The sequence below is a fragment of the Streptococcus gallinaceus genome (assembly GCF_024170225.1).
Classification (GTDB): Bacteria; Bacillota; Bacilli; order Lactobacillales; family Streptococcaceae; genus Streptococcus; species Streptococcus gallinaceus.
Genome location: NZ_JALJXU010000001.1, coordinates 257,066 through 280,223 on the forward strand (window position 1 = coordinate 257,066; position 23,158 = coordinate 280,223).

At 34.1% G+C, this 23,158-nt stretch carries 24 protein-coding genes and 1 pseudogene; 23 read left to right on the forward strand and 2 right to left on the reverse strand.

All coding sequences use genetic code 11. The annotated features are described in order from the left end of the window. Positions 1-91 precede the first annotated feature (91 nt). From J2T50_RS01300 to J2T50_RS01400, 22 genes and pseudogenes are all read left to right on the forward strand, one after another. Entirely contained in the window at positions 92-280 is a 189-nt protein-coding gene (locus J2T50_RS01300; protein WP_253362872.1) for an SHOCT domain-containing protein, read from the forward strand. Beyond that, the gene (locus tag J2T50_RS01305; RefSeq protein WP_253362873.1) at positions 267-2,258 is read left to right on the forward strand and encodes a recombinase family protein; all 1,992 of its coding nucleotides are present in this window, start codon (positions 267-269) and stop codon (positions 2,256-2,258) included. The genes J2T50_RS01300 and J2T50_RS01305 overlap by 14 nt, the downstream gene beginning before the upstream one ends. A gap of 143 nt (positions 2,259-2,401) precedes the next feature. Beyond that, a complete protein-coding gene (locus J2T50_RS01310; RefSeq protein ID WP_253362874.1) occupies positions 2,402-2,611 on the forward strand; it encodes a type II toxin-antitoxin system prevent-host-death family antitoxin in 210 nt (69 codons plus the stop codon). Further along, on the forward strand, positions 2,601-4,601 hold the full coding sequence (locus tag J2T50_RS01315) for a type I restriction-modification system subunit M (RefSeq protein ID WP_253362877.1): 2,001 nt from the start codon (positions 2,601-2,603) through the stop codon (positions 4,599-4,601). The genes J2T50_RS01310 and J2T50_RS01315 overlap by 11 nt, the downstream gene beginning before the upstream one ends. 1 nt (position 4,602) lies before the next feature. Then, on the forward strand, positions 4,603-5,883 hold the full coding sequence (locus tag J2T50_RS01320) for a restriction endonuclease subunit S (RefSeq protein ID WP_253362879.1): 1,281 nt from the start codon (positions 4,603-4,605) through the stop codon (positions 5,881-5,883). Positions 5,884-5,886: 3 nt separating this feature from the next. Next, positions 5,887-8,880 (forward strand): type I restriction endonuclease subunit R, encoded by a 2,994-nt coding sequence (locus tag J2T50_RS01325; RefSeq protein WP_253362881.1) that lies wholly within the window; start codon positions 5,887-5,889, stop codon positions 8,878-8,880. 141 nt (positions 8,881-9,021) lie between these two features. Beyond that, on the forward strand, positions 9,022-9,399 hold the full coding sequence (locus J2T50_RS01330; RefSeq protein WP_253362883.1) for a helix-turn-helix domain-containing protein: 378 nt from the start codon (positions 9,022-9,024) through the stop codon (positions 9,397-9,399). Next, positions 9,377-10,063, forward strand: a complete 687-nt coding sequence (locus J2T50_RS01335) for an ImmA/IrrE family metallo-endopeptidase (RefSeq protein ID WP_253363293.1) — start codon at positions 9,377-9,379, stop codon at positions 10,061-10,063. The genes J2T50_RS01330 and J2T50_RS01335 overlap by 23 nt, the downstream gene beginning before the upstream one ends. A gap of 586 nt (positions 10,064-10,649) precedes the next feature. Next, positions 10,650-11,210 carry a sigma-70 family RNA polymerase sigma factor gene (locus J2T50_RS01340; protein ID WP_253362885.1) on the forward strand — a complete coding sequence of 187 codons (561 nt, stop codon included), beginning with the start codon at positions 10,650-10,652 and terminating at the stop codon, positions 11,208-11,210. An 84-nt stretch (positions 11,211-11,294) separates the two neighbouring features. Further along, complete coding sequence (locus J2T50_RS01345) at positions 11,295-11,504, forward strand: hypothetical protein (RefSeq protein ID WP_253362887.1); 210 nt, start codon at positions 11,295-11,297, stop codon at positions 11,502-11,504. Then, positions 11,497-11,808 (forward strand): rRNA biogenesis protein rrp5, encoded by a 312-nt coding sequence (locus J2T50_RS01350; RefSeq protein WP_253362889.1) that lies wholly within the window; start codon positions 11,497-11,499, stop codon positions 11,806-11,808. The genes J2T50_RS01345 and J2T50_RS01350 overlap by 8 nt, the downstream gene beginning before the upstream one ends. A 1-nt stretch (position 11,809) precedes the next feature. Beyond that, entirely contained in the window at positions 11,810-12,964 is a 1,155-nt protein-coding gene (locus J2T50_RS01355; RefSeq protein ID WP_253362891.1) for a DUF2800 domain-containing protein, read from the forward strand. Beyond that, on the forward strand, positions 12,945-13,496 hold the full coding sequence (locus tag J2T50_RS01360; RefSeq protein WP_253362893.1) for a DUF2815 family protein: 552 nt from the start codon (positions 12,945-12,947) through the stop codon (positions 13,494-13,496). The genes J2T50_RS01355 and J2T50_RS01360 overlap by 20 nt, the downstream gene beginning before the upstream one ends. 13 nt (positions 13,497-13,509) lie before the next feature. Further along, positions 13,510-13,641, forward strand: coding sequence for a hypothetical protein (locus J2T50_RS10515; protein ID WP_301282784.1), 132 nt, complete (start codon positions 13,510-13,512; stop codon positions 13,639-13,641). 164 nt (positions 13,642-13,805) lie between these two features. Beyond that, entirely contained in the window at positions 13,806-15,749 is a 1,944-nt protein-coding gene (locus tag J2T50_RS01365; RefSeq protein WP_253362895.1) for a DNA polymerase, read from the forward strand. Between the two features lie 121 nt (positions 15,750-15,870). Next, positions 15,871-16,551, forward strand: a complete 681-nt coding sequence (locus J2T50_RS01370; protein ID WP_253362897.1) for a Rha family transcriptional regulator — start codon at positions 15,871-15,873, stop codon at positions 16,549-16,551. Further along, on the forward strand, positions 16,535-16,927 hold the full coding sequence (locus J2T50_RS01375) for a DUF7768 domain-containing protein (RefSeq protein WP_253362899.1): 393 nt from the start codon (positions 16,535-16,537) through the stop codon (positions 16,925-16,927). The genes J2T50_RS01370 and J2T50_RS01375 overlap by 17 nt, the downstream gene beginning before the upstream one ends. Then, the gene (locus J2T50_RS01380; RefSeq protein WP_253362901.1) at positions 16,902-19,148 is read left to right on the forward strand and encodes a phage/plasmid primase, P4 family; all 2,247 of its coding nucleotides are present in this window, start codon (positions 16,902-16,904) and stop codon (positions 19,146-19,148) included. The genes J2T50_RS01375 and J2T50_RS01380 overlap by 26 nt, the downstream gene beginning before the upstream one ends. Before the next feature lie 133 nt (positions 19,149-19,281). Beyond that, positions 19,282-19,563: a VRR-NUC domain-containing protein gene (locus tag J2T50_RS01385; protein ID WP_253362903.1), complete on the forward strand. Its 282-nt coding sequence runs from the start codon at positions 19,282-19,284 to the stop codon at positions 19,561-19,563. Continuing rightward, positions 19,544-20,903 (forward strand): annotated as a pseudogene (locus J2T50_RS01390) (SNF2-related protein). Before J2T50_RS01385 ends, J2T50_RS01390 begins: the two are co-directional and overlap by 20 nt. After that, positions 20,893-21,306, forward strand: a complete 414-nt coding sequence (locus tag J2T50_RS01395) for a DUF1492 domain-containing protein (protein WP_253362905.1) — start codon at positions 20,893-20,895, stop codon at positions 21,304-21,306. Before J2T50_RS01390 ends, J2T50_RS01395 begins: the two are co-directional and overlap by 11 nt. Before the next feature lie 150 nt (positions 21,307-21,456). Then, positions 21,457-21,903 (forward strand): HNH endonuclease, encoded by a 447-nt coding sequence (locus tag J2T50_RS01400; RefSeq protein ID WP_436299892.1) that lies wholly within the window; start codon positions 21,457-21,459, stop codon positions 21,901-21,903. Here the strand turns inward: J2T50_RS01400 and J2T50_RS01405 are convergent. After that, the gene (locus tag J2T50_RS01405; RefSeq protein WP_253362907.1) at positions 21,836-22,150 is read right to left on the reverse strand and encodes a type II toxin-antitoxin system RelE/ParE family toxin; all 315 of its coding nucleotides are present in this window, start codon (positions 22,148-22,150) and stop codon (positions 21,836-21,838) included. The genes J2T50_RS01400 and J2T50_RS01405 overlap by 68 nt on opposite strands. Then, on the reverse strand, positions 22,140-22,403 hold the full coding sequence (locus J2T50_RS01410) for a type II toxin-antitoxin system Phd/YefM family antitoxin (RefSeq protein WP_253362909.1): 264 nt from the start codon (positions 22,401-22,403) through the stop codon (positions 22,140-22,142). The genes J2T50_RS01405 and J2T50_RS01410 overlap by 11 nt, the downstream gene beginning before the upstream one ends. A gap of 176 nt (positions 22,404-22,579) precedes the next feature. Here J2T50_RS01410 and J2T50_RS01415 point away from each other — a divergent pair, with 176 nt between their 5' ends. Continuing rightward, positions 22,580-23,158 carry a P27 family phage terminase small subunit gene (locus J2T50_RS01415; protein WP_253362911.1) on the forward strand — a complete coding sequence of 193 codons (579 nt, stop codon included), beginning with the start codon at positions 22,580-22,582 and terminating at the stop codon, positions 23,156-23,158.

The window sequence follows — 23,158 nt, forward strand, 5'->3', positions numbered from 1 at the left end:
TTACGTACTTGAATGATAGATGTCTTTTTTACTTGACTTTATCTCCATTTAGAGTGATGTATATGATACGAAAATCTAAAGGAGAAATAAAATGTTTGAAAATGAAGTGAATTATAGGTTAGCAAAATTTCTAGTGATTCAACTATACCATCAAGGATTAATAACTCAAAGTGAATCTAAAAAGATATTAAAAGAGCTGTTGAAATGGTATAACCCTGAGTTTCAGTCAGTAGAAGTATTGGAAGAAAAGTTAGGAGATGGTGTATATGTCGGAAAATAAAAAAATAAGGCAGGTAGAATTTACACCAAAGTTTGAAAAAATAATTGAATCTAAACAGTTACTAAGACGAGTGGCTGTTTACGCTCGAGTATCCACTGAGAGAGATCAACAACAAACAAGTTTTAAAACACAAGTTGATTTTTACACTAAGAAAGTAAATGAAACACCTGAATGGGAACTAGTAAAAATATATGAAGATGAAGGGATAAGTGGATGTGGTACTAAGAAACGTGCAGGGTTTCAAGAAATGATAGCAGACTGTGAAGCTGGAAAAATAGATTTAATTATTACAAAATCAGTTAGTCGCTTTGCGAGAAACACAGTTGACTCAATCGAAACTATTAGAAAGTTAAAAGCCATGGGAATTGAAATATATTTTGAAAAAGAAAATATATGGACTCTAGATACGAAAAGTGAGTTTATTATTACATTGATGTCGAGCCTTGCTCAAGAAGAAAGTCGTTCACTATCAGAAAACGTCACGTGGGGAAAACGAAAGAGAATGGCAGAAGGGTCAGTATCTATTCCATACGCAAGAGTACTAGGATTTAAAAAAGGAAAAGAAGGAATTGAAGTAGACAAACAAGAAGCAGAAACAGTTAAACGTATCTTTAAAATGTTTTTACAAGGTTATACGCCACATGCAATATCTAAAATACTCACTAAAGAAGGAATAAAGTCACCTAGTGGAATGGAAAAGTGGTATGCTGGGCCGATTAGAGCTATGTTATCCAATGAAAAATACAAAGGAGATGCTTTACTTCAAAAAGAATTTACAGTGGACTATTTAACTAAAAAAATGAAAAAGAACGAAGGAGAGTTGCCACAGTATTATGTTAAGGAAAATCATGAAGCAATTATTGACCCTAGTTTGTTTGACTATATACAGATTATACTACAAAAAAGAATATTTGATGAAGAGAGGGAATCAAGATATAGTGGTGTAGGCTTACTGAATAGTAAACTAATGTGTGCTGAATGCGGAGCGTTTTTCGGACCACGTACATGGCATCCGAATAGCACTCATGAGCACATAGTATGGGAATGCCCTAATAGATATAAAGAAAAGCAATGTAAGACAGTTCATATTTACGATGAGTATTTGAAATACATAATTCATGATGTTGCTAAAAAGGAAGTAGTGGAGAGAAATATCGTGGATGTACTATTAAGGATTTCACGTTATTCACTGAAAACAGAGGTTTTTGAAACTATAAAGAATTACCTTAATAACTTTGGTGTGAAGAGTATTTGGAAAATGTATTCTGATTTAGAAGATTTAATTTTGTTGGTTGATGAGATAAAAGTTTCAAAGAAAAATAAACTTGAAATAAAGTTAATTGATGAGGAAAAAATAGAGTATCGATTATTTCATTTTAGCCCCACTACTAGAAAAATAATGCCTAGAAGTGAGTACTGTACCAAAAAAGTAAAATGGGAAGTGAAAGTTGAAAGAAAAGAAATAGCTTATTGTGAGTCTTGTAAAAAAGAGATGCAGCAGAATCCAAGGGGAAAACTAAAACGATTTTGTTGTGCTAAGTGTAGAAATAAATGGTGGAATAAAAATTTAGACAAAGTTAATAGGAAAGCATACTATGAATATATCTGTAAAAATTGTCAGAAGGAATTTGTAGTGTATGGAAATTCTAAAAGAAAGTTTTGTAGTCATGAATGTTATCAAAAATTCTATGCTAAAGAAGTAAATGAAACGGATGTAGTAGAACAAACGGTTTATCATTATACATGTAAAGAGTGTGGTAGGGATTTTAGTAGTTGTCGCAAGAGAAGAATATATTGTAGTAAGAAATGTAGTACCGCCTACGAAATACGAAAATGGCAAGAAGCACGGAAAAAGAAAGAGAAGAGTTACATTTGCAGGGAGTGTGGGATAGAATTTAAGTCTTGTGATAAAAATAGAAAATATTGTAGTAGAGAATGTTTTGGGAAAGTGGTATCTAGGAATATGAAAAGAAAATAGATAAAAATGCGTTAAGTCAGCTCAGGCTGGCTTTTTTAGTTATAAAAGTAATTCTTTTGATACTTATAAAAAGAATTGTAATTATAATTCAAATGTGTTAAAATATAATAGAGAAAATGTAGGTTATGTAAGGAGTGATGGGTTTGAACAGAAAGAAAAAAACGATTAAATTATTGCAATATTTTAATATCGGAGCTTTTAATCATGGGCAGGCTTCAAAAATAATGAGAGAATTAGTAAATGAGGATAAAGTAGGAGTTGTGAATAGAAATAGTAAACCATTCGCTGTTATTATTTCGCATGAAAAATATGAACGATTACTTGAGAAAGGAATTGACTTAAATGAGTATTAATATAGCTGATAAATCAAATTTTATATGGAAAATAGCCGATCTTTTACGTGGAGATTATAAGCAAAGTGAGTATGGTGATGTCATATTGCCATTTACAGTATTAACACGTTTGGATAGTGTTTTAAGAACCACAAAAGATGAGGTTTTAAAACAGAATGAACTCTTAGTAAAAAGAAATATTGGTAATAAACTCCCCTTGCTAAAAAAAATAACAGGATTAAATTTTTATAATACGAGTGAGTTTACATTTGATAAATTAAAAAACGATTCACGGAATATAGAAGAAAATCTAATTGATTATATTAAAGGATTTTCAGATAACGCACGTGAAATTTTAGATTCGTTTGATATTTATAATGTTATCGGTCGTTTAAATAAAGCTGGTCTTTTGTATCAAGTATTTATTAAGTTTGCTGATGAGATTGATTTACATCCAAGTTCTGTGAGTAATCAAGAGATGGGTTATATCTTTGAAGAATTGATACGTAAATTTTCAGAAATATCCAATGAAACGGCAGGGGAACATTTTACACCGAGAGAAGTTATTCGACTAATGGTTTCGTTGTTATTTACCCCTGATCTGGGAAAAATATGTGCTCCTAGTTTTGTAGCCAAGTTGTATGATCCTGCGTGTGGAACCGGCGGTATGCTCTCTTCTGGGGTAGAATACGCACTGGAGCAAAATAATATGGCGAAATTAGCAGTGTATGGACAAGAATTAAATGAACATACGTATGCTATTTCTAAATCAGATACTCTTATTAAAGGCGAAAATTACGAAAATATTTATTGGGGGAATACATTATCCGATGATAAGTTAAAATCTGAAAAATTTAATTATATGCTTTGTAATCCTCCATTTGGTGTGGAGTGGAAAAAATACGAAAAAGAAATCAAAGATGAAGCTATAAATTTAGGTTATAAAGGTCGTTTCGGAGCTGGATTACCGCGTATCTCTGATGGATCATTATTATTTTTACAACATATGATTAGTAAAATGATACCGAAAGAACAAGGCGGATCGCGCATTGCGATTGTTTTTAATGGATCACCACTGTTTACTGGAGATGCTGGAAGTGGAGAAAGTGAAATTCGCAAGTGGATTATTGAAAATGGTATGTTAGAAACGATCGTAGCGCTACCTGATCAATTATTTTATAACACGGGTATTTTGACGTACGTTTGGATCGTGACAAATAATAAGAGTGAACTGAGAAAAGGGAAAATACAACTAATAGATGCTACTAAACCTTTGGGAGAAAAACGTAAACAAATAACAGAAGAGCAAATTTCGCAGATAGTTAATTTATATGGAAATTTTGTTCCAACAGAAGAATCTAAAATTTTTGATGAGGATGATTTTGCCTATTGGAAAGTTGTAGTGGAACGTCCTTTAAGATTGAATTTTAATACAGCAGAAGAAAGAGTTGCTAAGTTATACGAACAAACAGCGTTTAAAAATTTAGCTACGAGTAAAAAGAAAAAGAAAGAGGAAGCTGAGAAAGAAATAGCGGAAGGCGAAAAATTACAAGAAACGATTATTAAAACTTTAGAATCGTTTGATAGCACTGAAGTGTATAAAAATCGAGTGTTATTCACAGAAAAAATAACAAAAGCCTTTGGTAAGCAAAATATAAAACTAAAAGCACCTGTGTTAAAATCCATCTTGCAAGCATTAAGCGAAAAAGATGAGAGTGCGGATATTTGCTACGATGCTAAAGGCAATAAGGAAGCGGATAGCGAACTAAGAGATACCGAGCAAATACCTGTAAAAGAAGACATACAACAATATTTTGAAAAAGAAGTACTACCTTACGCACCGGACGCTTGGATAGATGAAACGAAAACAAAAAAAGGTTATGAAATACCCTTTACTAGACATTTCTACCAGTACACGGAACTTGGTGATGCCGATGACACCCTAAAAGAAATAGAAGTGCTGCACGAAAAAATCCAAAATACAATAAAAGAACTGTTTTCGGAGGTGTAGCATGAAATATGAAAAATATAAAGATAGCGGTGTCGAATGGATAGGGGAAATTCCTGAATATTGGGAAGTAGCTAAAGTAAAGCACCATTTTAGTAATTATAAAAATATAGTCGGTGAGAAAGAGAATGAATTCCAGAGATTAGCATTAACTATGAATGGTGTTGTAAAAAGATCAAAAGAAGATTCCAAAGGACTACAACCAGAAAAATTTGAAGGATATCAAATTTTGAACAAAAATGAATTAGTATTTAAATTAATTGATTTGAAAAATATTTCAACCAGTAGAGTTGGGCTATCTCCTTACACAGGAATTGTATCCCCAGCGTACATAATTTTGAGAGCTAATAATCAGATATTACCTGAATTTGCAGAAAAATATTTTTTAACTTTATGGTACAGAAATATTTTTAATATGATAGGTGCAGATGGTGTCAGAAGTAGCTTAAGTGCTTCTGATTTATTAGATGTATTAATAATGTATCCTAGAAAAAAAATTCAGAAATCAATAGTTGAGTATATTGACAACAAAACATCTCAAATTGACAAAGCTATTGAGGAGTTAGAGTTACAGCTTGAAAAATTAGAAACTTATAGACGAGAGTTAATCTCAAAGGTTGTAACAAAAGGGCTTAACCCAAACGTAAAAATGAAAGACAGTGGTGTTGACTGGATAGGAGAAGTTCCAGAACATTGGAGCATTACAAAAATAAAATGGATGTTTGAGATTGTCAAGAGAATATATGGAATAGAAGGTAGACCTGTTCTTTCTATAACACAAAATGGTATTAAAATAAAAAATACAGATGAGAATGAAGGACAAATGGCAGAGTCTTATGAAAAATATCAAATAGTTAATATTAATGATTTTGCTATGAATTCTATGGATTTATTAACCGGCTGGGTAGATTGTAGCAAATATGAAGGGGTAACAAGTCCAGATTATAGAGTGTTTAGGTTTCGTAATGATAAAATTCAAAATCATAGGTATTATAATTATCTATTTCAATTATGCTATACCAGTAGGGTGTTTTATCGTTTAGGACAAGGTGTATCTAATTTAGGGCGTTGGAGATTACAAGCAGAACAATTTCTAAACATGTATTTACCCCAACCAAGTATAGACGAACAACAACAAATCACAACCTATCTTGATAAGAAAAGTGATCAAATAAATACACTAAAAACAGACATCACCAAACAAATTGAAAATCTTAAAACTTACCGTAAGATTATTATTCGTGATGCTGTAACAGGAAAAATTAAAGTAGCAAAGGAGGATTAGAAAATGGCAATAGAAACGAAAGAAATCAACTTTGAACAAGCGATTGAAGAGTATCTACTTAGTACAAAAGAATACAAAAAAGGATATCCAAAAGATTTTAATAGAGAATTAGCACTGGATACACAAGCTGTGATTGATTTTGTAAAGACGACACAAGCAGATAAATGGGCTCTTATGACAAAACGTCATGGTAAAAATGTAGAACAAGCATTTATCAAACGGTTAGTAGCTGAGTTGGATAAACGTGGTATGTTAGACGCCCTTAGAAAAGGAATTATGGATCTCGGTGTACATGTAAAGTTAGCATATTTTAAGCCAGGTAGTAATATGAATAAAGAGTTGACCTCTTTGTACGAAAAAAATAATTTACAAATTACTAGGCAGGTAAAATATAGCATGAATAATGAAAATTCAATAGATATAGTTATTTTGCTAAATGGGTTACCTATTGTAACTATTGAATTGAAAAATCCATTGACAGGACAAACGTACAAAAACGCTATTTCTCAATATCAAAACGATCGTAATCCAAAGGAACTGTTATTATCATTTAAGAAAAGAGCATTAGTTCATTTTTCTGTAGATCCAGATGAAGTATGGATGACAACAAAGTTAGCTAAGTTAGACACGTTATTTTTACCTTTTAACAGAGGGTATAAAAATGGTGCAGGTAATCCCCCAGTAGTAGGTGATTATAAAACATCTTATTTATGGAGGGAAGTTCTTAGAAAAGATAGCTTGCTTGATATTATCCAACGATTTATTCAAATTAAAAAGAATGAACGTACAAATAAAGAAGTTTTGATATTTCCGCGTTATCATCAATTGAATGTTGTTCGTTACTTGATTGATGATGTATATAAAAATGGTAGTGGACACAACTATTTAATTCAGCATTCAGCAGGTTCAGGAAAATCAAATTCAATTGCGTGGCTTGCACATCATTTAGAAAATTTACATGATGAGAATGACGAGATTATCTTTAATAGTATTATCGTTATAACGGACAGAAAAGTTTTAGATAAACAGTTACAAAGAGATATTTATAATATGGATCACACAAGCGGGGTAGTTGTCAAAGTTGATAAAAATGCTAAACAATTGACAGATTCGCTCGAAAAAGGGGATAGAATTATTATTTGTACTTTGCAGAAGTTCCCATTTGTAGATGTAAATCGTGTAGCTACGAATGGTAAGCGATTTGCTATTATAGTGGATGAAGCACATTCTTCGCAAAGTGGGAAGGCAAGCGAAAAATTAAAAGAGGTACTAGCGGATATTTCTCAAAAAGGAGATGCGGTGATTGAAGAGAAACTTCATCAGTTTGCATTAGAAGAAGCTAAAATAGAAGATAGTGAATTAGATGCAGATGAAGAATTAGCAGAAGAAATCAAAAGAGAAATAGCTACTCATGGAAATCAAAAAAATCTATCATTTTTTGCTTTTACTGCGACACCAAAACAAAAAACGTTAGAAATATTTGGTTCGAGAGATGAGTCTGGAAAACCAATTCCTTGTCATATTTATAGTATGAAACAAGCAATTGAAGAAGGTTTTATTTTTGATGTTCTCGCTAACTATACAACTTATACAACGTATTTCCAATTAGGAAAAAAAGTAGCAGATGATCCTGAGTATGCTAAAAATCAAGCGAATAAGGCTTTGGGTAAATATATGAGTTTGCATCCACATAATTTAGCTCAAAAGACTGAAATAATTATTGAACATTTTAGAAACCATGTACGTTCAAAAATAGGTGGTAAGGCAAAAGCAATGCTTGTAACGGGGTCAAGATTACATGCTGTTCGATATTATTTTGAATTTGAACGTTATATTAAGAGTAAAGGTTATAATGATTTAGGAATTTTAGTAGCATTTTCTGGAGTTGTTAAAGATGGCGGAGTAGAGTATACAGAAGAAGGTTTAAACAAATTTCCTGAAAGTGAACTAGTGGAAAAATTTGATTCCGTTGAATACCAATTATTACTTGTAGCAGAAAAATATCAAACAGGATTTGATCAACCATTAGTTCATACGATGTATGTTGATAAAAAATTATCGGGTGTAAAAGCGGTTCAAACGCTGTCCCGTATTAATCGTACGTGTGCAGGAAAAGTTGACACTTTTGTTTTGGATTTCGTGAACACAAAAGAAGATATTCAAAAGGCGTTCGAAGATTATTATGTTTCAACAACTGTAGAGGAAACTACAGATCCAAATACTATTTATGAATTTAAAGATTATTTGGATGGATTTATGATTTATTCAGAAAAAGAAGTAAACGAATTTTCTAAAATTTTCTTCAAAAGTAAGAAAAAACAAAGTAATATTGACTTAGGAATATTAAATTCTGTACTTGATCCAGTTGTAGAAAGATACAACGATATAGAAGAAAAAGAAGAACAACAAGATTTTAAATATGTCTTGATGAAGTTTGTTCGTTTATACGCATTTTTAACTCATATTATTAATTTGCAAGATGAATCTTTACATAAGTTTTATGTGTTTGCAAAGGGGCTAGTAAGGAAAATTCCTAAGGAAGAGGGAGAAAGAGTTCCGGATATTGCTAGTGATGTTAATTTGCAATATTATCGTATTCAAAAAGAGTATGAAGGTAGCATAAAATTAAGTGCAGAAGCTGGTTCTTTAAATAATCCAACGTCTGGTACGGGAATTCCAGTAGAAGAAGAAAAAGAAAAATTATCAGAGATAATAAAAAATATTAATGAAAGACTAGGAACGAACTTTACTGAAATGGATAAAGTTTTAGAACAAATTGTAGCAGATGCAGCTAACAATAAAGAATTAGTATTACGTGCTAAAAATCCACTTGATTTATTTAAGATTATTTACAAAGAAAATATTATGGATATCGTACTCGAACGTATGACTCAAAATCAGGATTTTGCATTAAGATATTTAGAAGATGAAGAATTTAGAAATGAAGTAGATCGTATCTTACTTCCTCTACTACATGAAAGATTATCAAAACTATAATTTTTATAGCAGATGGTACCGAAAAGTATCATCTGTTTTTTATTAGCTGAATTGCGAACGAAATTCTTGACAAGTATATAATCTCATGATAAAATGTAATCATATTAGCGAACAAGCATAAATGGAAGGAGGAAAAATAAAGTGGATCAAAATATAACTTTTGGTAAATTTGTTGAAATTAAGCGTAAGGAATTAAAAATAACACTACGTGGATTAGCAAGTGAATTAGAAATCGCTCCAGCATATATGAGTGATATAGAAAAAGGAAGACGTTATCCGCCTGAAAAAAAATTAGAAGATATTGCTAGAATTTTACATTTAACATTAGAAGAGAAAGATTATTTATTTGATTTAGCTGCACTAGAAAAAGAAAATACCGTATCATCTGATTTGCCTGAATATATAATGGAAAGAGATGTAGTAAGGGTAGCTTTAAGAAGAGCCAGAGATCGTAATTTATCTGATGAAGGATGGCAAGATATTTTAAATTTAATTGATGAAAAAACAAGGGAGGACTAATAATTTGCACCATAAGTATTCAAAAGAACAATTGGAGAGAAAAGCGTTAAAAATTTTGAATGAATATGAAAATGGTAAAATGTTAAACAAACCAAGTCCACTGGATGTGGATGAGTTTGCAGAGTTTCATTTGGGATTAACTATTGATTTTGCAAATCTATCTTCAGATTGTTTAACATTGGGCTGTATGTGTTTTTATGATGGAAAGTTAGAAGTTTGGGATGATAATAGGGAACATACACATTATATTGATGTTAGCCAAGGTACATTATATATAGATAATCAAGCTCTAGCTTTTTGTTCAAAAGAAAGAACTAATTTTACCATTATGCACGAGTGTGCTCATTGGATTTTACATAAAAGGTTTTACTTCAGAAGTAAGAAACGTTTAATGAGGGACAGAATTATAGTATATAAATCTGATGATGTAAAATTGAAGATGACTGATGATGAAGTTAAAGAATGGCAAGCTGATTATTTAGCTGGAGCTTTACTAATGCCTAAACAGATGATTAATAAATACTTGGAGGTTAATTTTGGATTTAAAAATAACAGTAATTTAAAAGTTGAAAAGTATATTGTGGATGAGCTAGCTAAGGTGTTTGAGGTTTCTAAGGCAGCGATGATGGTTAGATTAAAGAATTTAGCAATAGAAGTTATGTAGAGGAGAATTACTAAATGGTATATTCTCTATATTTTAAAATCAAATGTTCGCAAAAAAGCGTAAGTGATTATTTTCAAAGGAGGGATTTTATTGAATCAAATGAAGTGCACATGTTGTGGGAAAAGGATTTTTGATATTTCTTCTTTTCCAAAAGAGGATATTTACATTGAGTTGAAATGTAGTAATTGTAAGAATATCGTTAAAATATCATGTAAACCAGAGTCTTTGCTGGTAAGAAAAATGAAAAAAGCAATTTAATAAAGGTTCATACCGAGCAACGGAATCAATTAAGAATTACCAAATGGCCGGATGATTTACAGGAGCTATAGTCTTGTGAATCATTCTGGCCATTTTTGTTTTATAAAACATATTAATTTTGAATTGCAATAGAGACTAGTATGTTAATCTCCCTTCCTAGCTCATCAATTAGCTACTGATGACTGGCAGCGAAGAAGGGAACAAAATTTTAATAGTGTCAACCTAGCCAGTTGGTTGATCAGAAATGAGGAATTCATTTTATGATCAGCAACAATAGAAAGTTCCACTGGGTTCCTCATTTCCAATTAGGAAAGAGAGGTAACCAAACGTGGTTAACAACAATTACATTGGGAAGAAAACCCCACAAAACAAACGAATGTCGTATAAGTATTATGAAACAGAAAAGGTCGATGGTGAATGGAAAACGAAGGTTGTGTGTGAAATTAAACCAGATGGTACAAAAGAAACAGAAATTTTAATCGAAACACTTCATAAACTGGATGATGCTGAGATTTACAATAACACCAAAAATAAACGTAAGATTTTAAACGATAAAGAAAAAGCTGAAAAGAGACAATGGGAAAAAGAACATCCTGATGAATCTTGGGACTATGGCTATACTCAGTCACTTGATGCTCTAGAAGAAAAAGGTATTCAATTGGATAAAACATCAATTTTAGCAGTTTCAGAGGATGAAGTGGTTGATGAAAAGATAGAAAGACTGATGAATGCAATGCAAAAGCTGACACCTAAACAGAGAGATTTGCTTGAACAGATATTTTGGAATGGCAAAACGCAAGAAGAGTTGGCTGAAGAACAAGGAGTTACTCAGTCTGCTATTTCAAAACAATTTGATCGCATTAAGAAAAAGATAAAAAAATATTTTTAAGACCGTCATATTTTCTGTCAATTCATTGCCTATATATGTGAAGGGGTTAAGTCTTTCAAAAAATATATAGGAGGTAGAGTTGCTATGAACTTAAAACATAGAGTACGTATCAACATGACTGACAGTGATGGTAATAAACAAGCTGTACTACGTGGGGGTGTGCGAAACATCCCGCGTAGAATAGCACAGTGGTTGTTTGGAGAGAATCTTGAGATTTTAGTGTTAGCACCTGGTCAGAGCGTTGAATCAGTAGAGATACACGAAATAAGGAAAGGAGAAGATACAAATGAGTAAAACAAAGTTATTGTTAGATGTAATTAAGAATTTACGAAATCTAGCCGATAGTCTTCAAGATTTACATAATGGAATGATTGAACCGTCAAGTACTGAAACTACCGATGATGTGGAAGAAAAAAATATAAATAAAGAAGAATCAAAAGTTTCACTTGAAGAAGTACGTGGCTTATTAGCCAAAAAATCGCAGGAAGGCAAATCTTCAGAAGTACGAGCGTTAATTCAAAGTTATGGTGTGGCTAAATTATCTGAAGTAAGCGAGTCAGATTTTGAAGACTTATATTTGAAAGCAGAGGTGTTATAGAATGACTGAAAAACACGCAACTTTATCCGCAAGTAGTAGTCACCGTTGGTTATCCGCACCCCCGCTACCTCAACTTGAGAAATTCTTTGAGAACAAAACAAGTGAAGTAGCACATGAAGGAACGGCTTGTCATGAACTAGCAGCTCATAAAATCTTGAAAGCACTAGGTGAAAAAACAAAAAAACCAGAGTCGAAATATCAAGACAAAGAGATGGAGGATTGTACAGATGACTATGTGGCTTTTATGATGGAAACTTTAGCTAAAGTTAAAGAGAAAATATCTGACCCCGTTGTCTTGATTGAACAATGTTTAGATTTCTCAAACTATGTTCCTGACGGGTTTGGTACTGGAGACTGTCTGATTATCGCAGACGGATTACTTCATATAATGGATTTAAAATATGGAAAAGGAATCCAAGTTGATGCAAAAGATAATCCACAAATGATGTTATACGCTCTAGGGGCTTTAAATCTCTATGATGCTTTGTACGACATCAAGGAAGTTACGATGACGATTTTTCAACCACGTAAGTTTCATATTTCAACCGATACAAAATCTGTAGAAGAATTGCTACATTGGGCGAACACAGAGTTGAAAGAGAAAGCTGAGTTAGCTTTTAAAGGAGAAGGTACAGTTGAATACGGGCCATGGCTACAATTTAGTAACTGCAACGCAGTGCTTAGGGTTAGGAAAGATTATCACGACAAGCTAAAGAGATTTCAACTAGCCTCACCTCATTTACTAACTGATGCAGAGATTGAAGAAGTTTTAGAACACGTAGATGATTTAGTTAAATGGGCAAATGATATTAAAGAGTACGCTACTAAAATTGCACTGGAAACGGATAAAGAATGGTCTGGCTATAAATTAGTTGAAGGACGTTCTATTCGTAAATTCAAAGATGAAGAACAAGTTGCTAAAATTGCCGAAGAAAATGGCTACACAAATATCTATCGCAAGAGTTTAATCACGTTAACAGATATGCAAAAACTAATGGGTAGAGAAACATTTAATACTTTATTAGGGAAGCACATCTACAAACCACAAGGGAAGCCTACCCTTGTTCCGATAACGGATAAAAGAAAGGCACTAGTCATGCACAATGTAGAACAAGAATTCAAGGAGGAAAAGTATCATGGCAAACAAAGGAAATAACACAAAGGTAGTAACAGGAGTAAATACACGATTTTCATATTTTAATGGTTGGGAAGCAGTATCCATCAATGGTAGTAATCCAAAATACAGTGTATCGGTTTTAATTCCAAAAGACGATAAAGAAACAATCGCTAAGATTGAAAAAGCAATTGATACAGCGATTGAACAAGGAATTGCAAAGTTTGGTGGTAAGAAACCGAATAAAGCAGCAATTAAATTACCATTACGTGATGGAGATATTGAACGAGACGATGAGGCTTATAAAGGCCATTTCTTCATCAATGCCAATTCAACAACTGCACCACAGATTGTAGATAAGAACGTCCAACCTATTTTAAATCGAGAAGAAGTATACAGTGGTTGTTATGGTCGAGTATCGCTAAACTTCTATGCTTATAATGCCAACGGAAATAAGGGGATAGCCTGTGGTCTAGGGAATATTCAAAAATTGCGAGATGGTGAACCGTTAGGTGGTAGAAGTAATGCGACTGACGATTTTAGCACAGTAGAAGATGACGAATTTTTAGCGTAGGAGGATAAAGAAGATGAACGGATTTTTAACAGTAATGGCTTATATTTCAATGACTTTATGGACGTTGTTTGGACTATTTATGTTCTACACAAGTGTCCGCGATGATATGCGTAATGAAAAAGAACGCAAGGAGAAAAAACAATGATAGATATAGTGAATGGATTATTGATATTACTCCTAGGTGTATATGTTGGCAAAATTGTCATTAAACGACTAACCGACTTATACATTGAAATTAAAGATAAATTAGGTAAGTAAACGGCAATGGGGGTGGAGAATTTCACTCCCTTTGTTTTATTGGAGGTAAAAATGAAAATAGAAAAACTCAGTATTGATATTGAAACATTTTCCAGTGTTAATCTAGCAAAGTCAGGAGTCTATCGTTACGCAGAATCAGAAGATTTTGAACTGTTACTATTTGCTTATTCAGTTAATGATGAACCAGTCCAAATAGTGGATATTGCAAATGGAGAAAAGATACCACAAGAAATACTTGCCGCATTGCAGGATAATACGATACCCAAATGGGCTTTTAATGCACAGTTTGAACGTATTTGCTTATCACGTCATCTAGGATTACCAACTGGAGAATACTTAAACCCAATTAATTGGCATTGCACAATGGTGTGGGCAGCTTATATGGGGTTACCTTTATCACTTGAAGGAGTGGGGACTGTGCTTGGACTAGATAAGCAAAAGCTAACGGAAGGGAAAGACCTTATTCGATACTTTTGTGTTCCTTGTAATCCGACTAAAAGTAATGGTGGTCGAACACGAAATTTACCACGTCATGATACCCTCAAATGGAAACAGTTCAAAGAATACAATAAGCGAGATGTAGAAGTGGAACAAGAAATTCAAATGAAACTAAAAAACTTCCCAGTACCAAATTTTTTATGGGACGAGTACGTATTGGATCAGCAGATAAACGACCGTGGAATTTTGATCGATAGGCAATTTGTTAAACAAGCCATCTCAACAGATGAGAAGATACGCAATCAACTTTTATTAGATGTACAAGAAGTAACTGGGCTAGATAATCCAAACTCAGTTATTCAGTTAAAAGAGTGGTTACTGTCAAAAGGAATTGAAGTAGAAAGTTTAGATAAAAAGTCAGTAATGAAACTTGTTCAAGTAACAAAAGGTGAGATAGCTGAAGTATTAGGGAAACGACTACAATTCGCAAAATCATCAGTTAAGAAGTATCAAGCGATGGATAACGTAGCATGTTCTGATAATCGTTGTAGAGGTATGTTTCAGTTTCTAGGTGCAAATCGCACTGGACGTTTTGCAGGTAGATTAGTCCAATTACAAAATTTACCACAAAATCATATGAGTGATTTAGCTGAAGTACGAGAATTGGTTAGACAAGGGAATGCTAACTTGGAGTTACTGTATGATGACGTTCCTAAAGTATTATCAGAGTTAATTCGTACTGCGTTTATTCCATCAAAAGATGAACAGTTCTATGTTGCTGACTTCTCTGCGATTGAAGCACGAGTAATCGCATGGCTTGCAGGCGAGAGTTGGCGAGAAGAAGTGTTTAAGAAAAACGGGGATATTTACTGTGCTAGTGCTAGTCAGATGTTTGGAGTTCCAGTTGAAAAGCACGGAGTGAATGGACATTTAAGACAAAAAGGGAAGATTGCAGAACTTGCTCTTGGTTATGGAGGTTCAGTCGGTGCATTAACTGCGATGGGAGCATTAGAGATGGGACTAACTGAAGAAGAGTTAAAACCGTTAGTTGACGTATGGCGTGAGTCTAATCCAAATATTGTCGATCTTTGGTGGAGTGTGGATAAAGCAGTGAAAGACGCCATAAAAGGAAGAGCAACGACTAAAACACATGGGATACAGTTTAGTTGTAAAAGCGGACTACTTAGAATTACCTTACCTAGTAAACGGCAACTTACCTATATCAAACCACGAATCGACATGAACAAGTTTGGTGGAGAGTCAGTAACCTATGAAGGAATCGGTGCAACGAAAAAATGGGAGCGAATAGAAAGTTATGGACCAAAGTTTGTAGAAAATATCGTTCAAGCAATAGCAAGAGATATTTTGGTATATGCGATGAAGAATTTAAGTCAGTATGACATTGTAGCCCATGTACACGATGAAGTGATTGTCGAATCAAGTAAAGACACAAAGTTAGAAGATATTATTCAAACTATGAGTCAAGTGCCAAGTTGGGCAAATGGCTTAATACCAAATGCAGATGGCTATGTGTGTGATTTTTATAAGAAGGATTAGTGCGAGAAAAATTTTCTCGTACTTTTTAAATAAAAACGTCATAATTTTTAGAAATTCTTTGCCTATAGATGTGAGAGGGATAAGACCTTTTCAAAAAATAAAACTATAGGAGGTAGCTATTATGAAAGAGCTAATACCAAAGAATGAATATGGCATTTTTGCTGATATGAAAGATGTTGCGCGTGTGGACAGTTTATTCATTGCTGATGCATTTGAAAAAAATCATAAGGAAGTATTGCGAGATATTCGTAAACTAACCGCGCCCACATCTGGGTTGAGTGATGAATTTGCTGAGCGCAATTTTGCGCTGGGGTCATACAAAGATAAACAAAATCAGAAAAGACCATGTTATTACTTAACTCGTGACGGGTTTACGATGCTTGTGATGGGATACACGGGTAAAAAAGCCATGTCGTTTAAAGAGTTGTACATCAAGCGATTCAATGAAATGGAAGAATTCATTTCAACTTTGCAGTCTGCAAGATGTGAATTTCCACACTTAACTGAGAATATTAAACTCATTCATTCGAATCCAAAACCTTATCACTTTAGCAATGAGTGTGACTTGATAAACAGAGTAGCTTTAGGACAATCAGCTAAACAATTTAGACTTACCAATGGAATTGAAAAAGGCAAAAGTATTCGTCCACATTTAACAAAAGAACAAATTGATTTGGTAGAAGTACTACAAAAAGTGGATGTGGGATTGCTAGTTGCTTTTCCAAATTATGAAGATAGAAAGCGACACTTAGAATGGTACAAAACAAAATGGGAGGAACAAAACAATGTCAAAATCAATTAGTCGTGTCATGAAAGAAAAAGGAATGGAGTTTAAACCCTTGGTTTATATCTGTGCTCCGTTTAGTGGAGATGTAGAAGTAAATATCAAAAATGCAGTCAAACTGGCAGAACTAGCTTACCAAAAAGGCTGTATTCCACTAACACCACATTTGTTGTTTCCATTTATGGATGATGAGAATAAAAAACACCGAAAAGATGCGATGTTTATGGATATTATTTTACTAGGTAAATGCCAAGAACTGTGGGTGTTAGGTGATGAAATCACTCAGGGTATGGAAAAAGAAATTCAGGTTGCAACAGAAAGACGTCAAACGATTAAATATTTTAATCACGATTTAGTGGAGGTAACGTATGAAACTAACGATTTATTCATCTAATGACAGTGGCAATGCGAAAAACTGTGTGTATCAAACGATGTACACAGTCGCTAGTGCTGAAGATTTAAAACAAGCAGTAATGAATGATCACATCTGTGCAAGGTTTAAGAATAATTACCGAAATAAGGATAACTTTATTAGTTCAGACTGCGATGTGTTTGATTGTGATAACGATCATAGTGATAATCCGAGCGATTGGATTTATCCAGAAGACTATGAGTTTTTATTAGAAGGTGTGAGCTATGCTGTAGTTCCTAGTCGCAACAATATGAAAGATAAAAATGGTAAGTCAGCTAGACCAAGACACCATGTTTATTTTCCACATAAACCATTTGATAGTGCTGAAGAATGTGAAATCTTTAAACGTAAAGTACAAGCAAAGTATTCATTTTTTGATGCAAACGCATTGGATGCTGCACGCTTTATTTTTGGACATAATACGGACGATATTGTTTGGTTTGAAGGAAATAAAACAATTGATGATTTGTTGTTTGATAGTGTGGATGTATTTGAAGAAATGGAGATGCAACTACCAAGTATTGAAGAAGGCTCACGAAATGCCACGATGAGCCATATTGCAGGAAAACTCATCAAACGTTATGGCAATACAGACATTACCTATCAGTATTTCTTAGAAGAGGCAGAAAAGTGTAATCCACCACTTGAACAAGAAGAACTGCGTACCATTTGGAACAGTGCGATTAAGTTTGGATATAAGGTAAGTAGTCAAGCTGATTACATTAAGCCTGAACACTATAATCAAGAATTACAACTTATGCCAACAGACTATTCAGACGTTGGACAAGCAACAGTACTTGCTCGTGAGTACAAGCATAAACTACGTTACTCTCCATCAACCGAATACTTAGTGTATAACGATAGCTTTTGGGAAGAGTCTAAACCATTAGCCCAAGCAGTCGCACAAGAATTAACGGAGCGACAGCTAGATGAGGCAACTATTGAGATTGAGAAATGTTTAAAAGAACTAACACAAACTGGTGCGATGAAACTGATTATAGGCGTAGGAGTTAAAAAAGCAAAAGAACAATTCAACAAACTACAAAAACGAGCCTACGAAAAATATGAGAATGCCTTGAACTATGAGAAGTACGCTATTAAAAGACGGGATAGCAAATACATCTGGTCGGCATTGAAAGAAGTTCATCCGATGGTTCAAATTGCCCCAGTTGATTTAGATACAAATGAGTTTTTACTCAATACTCCAACTGGAACAATCAATCTACAAGATGGCAGTTTACAAAAGCATAGTTCAAATGATTTTATTACAAAACAAACGAATGTGGGTGCGTCAAATGAAAATAAGAATATATGGTTAGAAACACTGAATACTATCTTTGTGGGTGACCAAGATTTAATTGATTACGTTCAGATGATTGTGGGGTTAGCTGCAATTGGAAAGGTATATGTTGAGGCACTGATTATTTCCTACGGAGAGGGGAGAAACGGGAAGTCTACATTTTGGAATGTTATCTCACGAGTATTAGGAACTTACTCTGGTAGTATTTCGGCAGATATTTTAACGAGTCAAATTAGACGAAATGTTAAACCAGAACTAGCTGAGGCAAAAGGTAAACGACTACTCATTGCAGCTGAACTAGAAGAAGGAATGCGACTGAATACATCTAACATCAAGCAACTCTGTTCAACTGATGAAATTGCTGCAGAGAAAAAATACAAAGATCCATTCAAGTATGTACCAACGCATACCTTAGTCCTTTATACGAACCATTTACCCAAAGTTGGTGCGATTGATAAAGGAACGTGGCGACGTTTAATTGTCATTCCATTTTTGGCGACCATTGAAGGCAATCAAGATGTTAAGAACTATGCTGATTATTTATATGAAACGTGTGGTGGAGCAATACTCCAGTGGATTATCGATGGTGCAAAGAAAGTGATTCAAGAGAACTATCATTTAACCTTACCAAAAGTAGTGGAAGAATCGATTGAAACGTATAAGAAAAATAATGATTGGTTAGGCTATTTCATTGAGGAATGTTGTGAACTTGGAAGTAGTTATACTGAAAAGTCAGGGCAATTATATAGTGAATATCGTGCGTTTTGCGCTCGAACTGGAGAGTTCGCAAGAAGTACTGCTGATTTCTATACAGCATTGGAGTCGCTTGGAATTATGAAAAAACGAGTAGCGAGTGGTGTTTTAATTTATGGATTGAAGTTGTCTAGTGAGTTTATGGACTAAATTTCAGTAGTTATGTAGGTCACTGTAGGTCTATATAGGACTTTTTCTATAAGAATAAAAATTTTAATCTATATAAAAGTATAGTATAGACCCTACAGAGAGATACATGAATGTTAGTTGGAGGTATTTAGAAATGCTAGAAAAAGAGATAGAACAAGAATTAGTAAAACAAGTAAAAGCTAGAGGTGGAGTCTGTTTAAAACTACATAGTCAAAGTATGAGTGGTATTCCAGACAGATTAGTTCTTATGAAAAATGGCAAGTTAGGTTTTGTAGAACTAAAGCAGAAAGGAAAGAAACCTAGACCACTGCAAGTGCGAAGAATGAAACAATTGATGGAGTTAGGTTTTTACTGTTCGCTCATTGATGATAGAGAACAGGTGGGAGGTGTACTTGATGAAATATGTGCCACATAGTTCATCAAGAATATGCCAAAGATTTCATTGTCAGTCATAAGGTATCAGCTTTACTACTTGAGATGGGTTTAGGAAAAAGTGTGACAACACTTACTGCGATTAATGAACTCATTTACGACCGATTTGAAGTGAGTAAAGTTTTAATTATTGCGCCACTTAGAGTCGCTTGCTCAACTTGGCCAAGTGAGATTGAAAAATGGGAACACTTTAAAAGACTGACCTACTCGGTAGTTGTTGGAACTGAAAAAGAACGGCTGTCAGCTTTAAACAAGAACGTAAATATTTATATTATCAATCGTGAAAATGTAGACTGGTTAGTCAATAAAAGTGGAGTAGATTTTAACTTTGATATGTTAGTGATTGATGAACTGAGCTCCTTTAAGTCTTACAGTGCTAAACGATTTAAAAGTTTACTAAAAGTTAGACCAGCATTCAAACGAGTAGTTGGTTTAACGGGTACACCAAGTAGTAATGGCTTAATGGACTTGTGGGCTGAGTTTCGTATTCTTGATTTAGGAGAAAGACTAGGTCGATACATCACTCATTATCGCAACACCTACTTTGTACCGGATAAACGAAATGGTATGCTTATTTACAGCTACAAACTACAAAAAGATGCTGAAGATAAAATCTACGAAAAGATATCAGACATTACCATTTCCATGAAAGCTAAAGATCATTTGAAGATGCCTGATTTAGTCATGAATGAAGTGAAAGTTGAACTAGATGATAAAGAAAAAGCTAAGTATGAAACGTTTAGAAAAGAAATGGTTATGCAAGTGAGCAACAAAGAAATTGATGCAGTGAACGCTGCTAGTCTTTCTAACAAGTTACTTCAAATGGCGAGTGGCAGTATTTACGATGAAGATGGAAAATATCATTCAATTCATGGTAAAAAACTAGACGCTTTGGAAGATTTAATTGAAGGTGCAAATGGCAAACCAGTGTTAGTAGCTTACTGGTTTAAGTCTGATAAAGAGAGAATTGAACAACGATTCAAGGTAAAAGAAATCAAAACAAGTGACGATATTGCTGAATGGAACAAAGGAAACATACCAGTTGCACTTATTCATCCAGCAAGTGCAGGTCATGGACTGAATCTTCAAAGTGGAGGTTCAACCCTCATTTGGTTTTCACTGACATGGTCATTGGAACTCTACCAACAAACCAACGCACGACTTTACAGACAAGGACAAGACGAAACAGTGGTCATTCATCATATCATTACTAAAGACACGATTGATGAAGATGTACTAAAATCATTAGAGAGAAAAGATAGAACACAAGAAGCATTGATGAATGCAGTCAAAGCTAGAATAGGAGGTACTGATGACAGCTAAAGAATATTTAAAACAAACTGATAGGCTTGTGAAACAAATTGAGTTAATGAATCAAGAATTGGTACAATTAAAACTGATGTCAGAATCCATTCAAGCTGTTCAGTACGGAGAGCGTGTTGTCAGTGGTACTAGAAGTCAAGATGCTCCTTTCGTTCGTTGTTTGATTAAAATTGCTGATTTGGAAGAGAAGATTAAGAAAAAGAATGAAGAACTGATACAAGTGAAATTAGAAATCTCTGATGTTATCAATGAACTAGAAGACATTGACGAACGTATATTATTACTAGCACGGTATGTGAATAGAAGTAGTTGGGAAGATATCTATGAAACTTTGCATCGTTCCAAAAGTGCCGTGCATCGCCTTCATTCATCGGCTCTACGAAATCTTAAAGTACCAATATAAAAAGTTGGGACTTAACGGGACTAAGTGGGACACTGAGGGAGTTGAAAGGGGAAAAATTACGTAGTAAAATGGTAGTATAGAAAATTGTATCACAAGAGCTCATACCAAATTTGGTGTGGGCTCTTGTGATACCCAAATGGAGGTGAGCGTATGCCAACAAAACCTAAACGACCCTGTTCTTATCCAAACTGTCCTAAATTAACCGATGGACGATTCTGTGATAAACATCAAAAAGAAGAAAACAAGCGCTACGAGAAGTACGACAGAAATCCTGCTGTACGCCGTAGGTATGGAAGAGTATGGAAAAGAGTCCGTGATAGTTATGTGAGAGAACATCCCTACTGTGAATTGTGTTTTGGAAATGGACTGATGGTACAAGTAGAAGAAGTGCATCATAAGAAACCATTGTCTGAAGGTGGAACACACGCACGAAACAATTTAATTTCTTTATGTAAAAGTTGTCACGCACGAATTCATGCGACCAATGGTAGTCGTTGGAATAAAAAGAAAGCCACTCAAAAAGAGTATCTTATAAAATATTATCAATATCTCGTTTGTTGTAAAGAATGCGACGAACTTCCATCGTGCTATCAATAACAACATAAAAAATAGAAAAGTTACGAACGTTAATTCGGTAGTATGGATATTGACGTTTTTTCACTGATGGATAGGGAGAAAATGCTAATGGTGTTTCTAAGCGTTTCAATATAGCTAGTTCTACATCATCAACTAATCGATCCGCTGCACTTGGATTATGCAAGGTGTTAGAAATATAATCTACAATACCATTTAAATCTTCTTCAAACAGTGGTAAGAATGCTAACTGATAGTGTTTACTTTCCATTTATTCTTCCTCTTACACGGCTAAAGACTTCTTGATGTGAAAAGCGAGTAGTCGTTTCATTGGCTACTTTATCAGCATAGTCGAGTTCTTTTTCAATGTTATCAGTAAGAGAAGAATATTGTTCAACGCTCATTAAAACCATTGTTCCGTATCCATTTTTTGTTAAAAAGACGGGAGAATTAGAATTGACAACAGTTTCCTCAATTTCAGGGAATTTGTTTCTAAGGTCAGAAACAGGACGAATATTAATCATAAAGATAACCTCCTTTTAGTTATCTTTATTTTATCATAATTTTATCGAAAAGAAAAATGAAAGACGGGTAGGGGGATAAAAATCTCTACGTTCGATCCCAAAGGATAACGGGCGCCTCCCCTTACGCACAAAAAGCGCAATTCAAACAGGGTATTAAAGAATGAAAGGAGAAAAGAATGGCAAAAGACGGAACACACCGTGGTGGTAGACGTGTTAGAGCTGGTACAAAACCACAATCAGCAGTCGACAAAATCCAAAAAGGTAGGGAAGTTCGAGTGATGGTAAACGATATTTCAGATTTAGAAATTACAGACATGATGGCAGTTGATTTACCACATGGTGTGCTACTTGAAGGGGCTGATATGCCAAAACCGAGTGAGTATTTATCTACTAAACAAAAAGATGGTAGACCACTAGGTGCTGATGATATTTACAAAGAAACGTGGCTGTGGTTAAAAGAGCGAAAGTGTGAAAAGTTAGTTAATAAACGTTTGATTGAGTCCTACTCACAGGCTTTTGCACGCTATATTCAATGCGAAGAGGCTGTTTCAACTTATGGATTACTAGGAAAACACCCCACAACAGGCGGAGTGATTACCTCACCATTCGTTCAAATGGCTAGCCAGTTTCAAAAGAGTGCCAATTTAATTTGGTATGAAATCTATGACATCGTAAAACAAAACTGCACAGATGTCTATGTTGATACAAGTGATGATTTGATGGAGAGATTACTCCAATCAAGGAAAGGAAGATAA

Coding starts and splice junctions, on each gene's coding strand:
- J2T50_RS01320 (WP_253362879.1), top strand. CDS start 4,603: ATGAAATATGAAAAATATAAAGATAGCGGTGTCGAATGGATAGGGGAA.
- J2T50_RS01315 (WP_253362877.1), top strand. CDS start 2,601: ATGAGTATTAATATAGCTGATAAATCAAATTTTATATGGAAAATAGCC.
- J2T50_RS01300 (WP_253362872.1), top strand. CDS start 92: ATGTTTGAAAATGAAGTGAATTATAGGTTAGCAAAATTTCTAGTGATT.
- J2T50_RS01335 (WP_253363293.1), top strand. CDS start 9,377: ATGAAAAAACAAGGGAGGACTAATAATTTGCACCATAAGTATTCAAAA.
- J2T50_RS01395 (WP_253362905.1), top strand. CDS start 20,893: ATGACAGCTAAAGAATATTTAAAACAAACTGATAGGCTTGTGAAACAA.
- J2T50_RS01400 (WP_436299892.1), top strand. CDS start 21,457: ATGCCAACAAAACCTAAACGACCCTGTTCTTATCCAAACTGTCCTAAA.
- J2T50_RS01410 (WP_253362909.1), bottom strand. CDS start 22,403: ATGATTAATATTCGTCCTGTTTCTGACCTTAGAAACAAATTCCCTGAA.
- J2T50_RS01405 (WP_253362907.1), bottom strand. CDS start 22,150: ATGGAAAGTAAACACTATCAGTTAGCATTCTTACCACTGTTTGAAGAA.
- J2T50_RS10515 (WP_301282784.1), top strand. CDS start 13,510: ATGAACGGATTTTTAACAGTAATGGCTTATATTTCAATGACTTTATGG.
- J2T50_RS01350 (WP_253362889.1), top strand. CDS start 11,497: ATGAGTAAAACAAAGTTATTGTTAGATGTAATTAAGAATTTACGAAAT.
- J2T50_RS01325 (WP_253362881.1), top strand. CDS start 5,887: ATGGCAATAGAAACGAAAGAAATCAACTTTGAACAAGCGATTGAAGAG.
- J2T50_RS01355 (WP_253362891.1), top strand. CDS start 11,810: ATGACTGAAAAACACGCAACTTTATCCGCAAGTAGTAGTCACCGTTGG.
- J2T50_RS01365 (WP_253362895.1), top strand. CDS start 13,806: ATGAAAATAGAAAAACTCAGTATTGATATTGAAACATTTTCCAGTGTT.
- J2T50_RS01345 (WP_253362887.1), top strand. CDS start 11,295: ATGAACTTAAAACATAGAGTACGTATCAACATGACTGACAGTGATGGT.
- J2T50_RS01370 (WP_253362897.1), top strand. CDS start 15,871: ATGAAAGAGCTAATACCAAAGAATGAATATGGCATTTTTGCTGATATG.
- J2T50_RS01385 (WP_253362903.1), top strand. CDS start 19,282: ATGCTAGAAAAAGAGATAGAACAAGAATTAGTAAAACAAGTAAAAGCT.
- J2T50_RS01415 (WP_253362911.1), top strand. CDS start 22,580: ATGGCAAAAGACGGAACACACCGTGGTGGTAGACGTGTTAGAGCTGGT.
- J2T50_RS01380 (WP_253362901.1), top strand. CDS start 16,902: ATGAAACTAACGATTTATTCATCTAATGACAGTGGCAATGCGAAAAAC.
- J2T50_RS01375 (WP_253362899.1), top strand. CDS start 16,535: ATGTCAAAATCAATTAGTCGTGTCATGAAAGAAAAAGGAATGGAGTTT.
- J2T50_RS01305 (WP_253362873.1), top strand. CDS start 267: ATGTCGGAAAATAAAAAAATAAGGCAGGTAGAATTTACACCAAAGTTT.
- J2T50_RS01360 (WP_253362893.1), top strand. CDS start 12,945: ATGGCAAACAAAGGAAATAACACAAAGGTAGTAACAGGAGTAAATACA.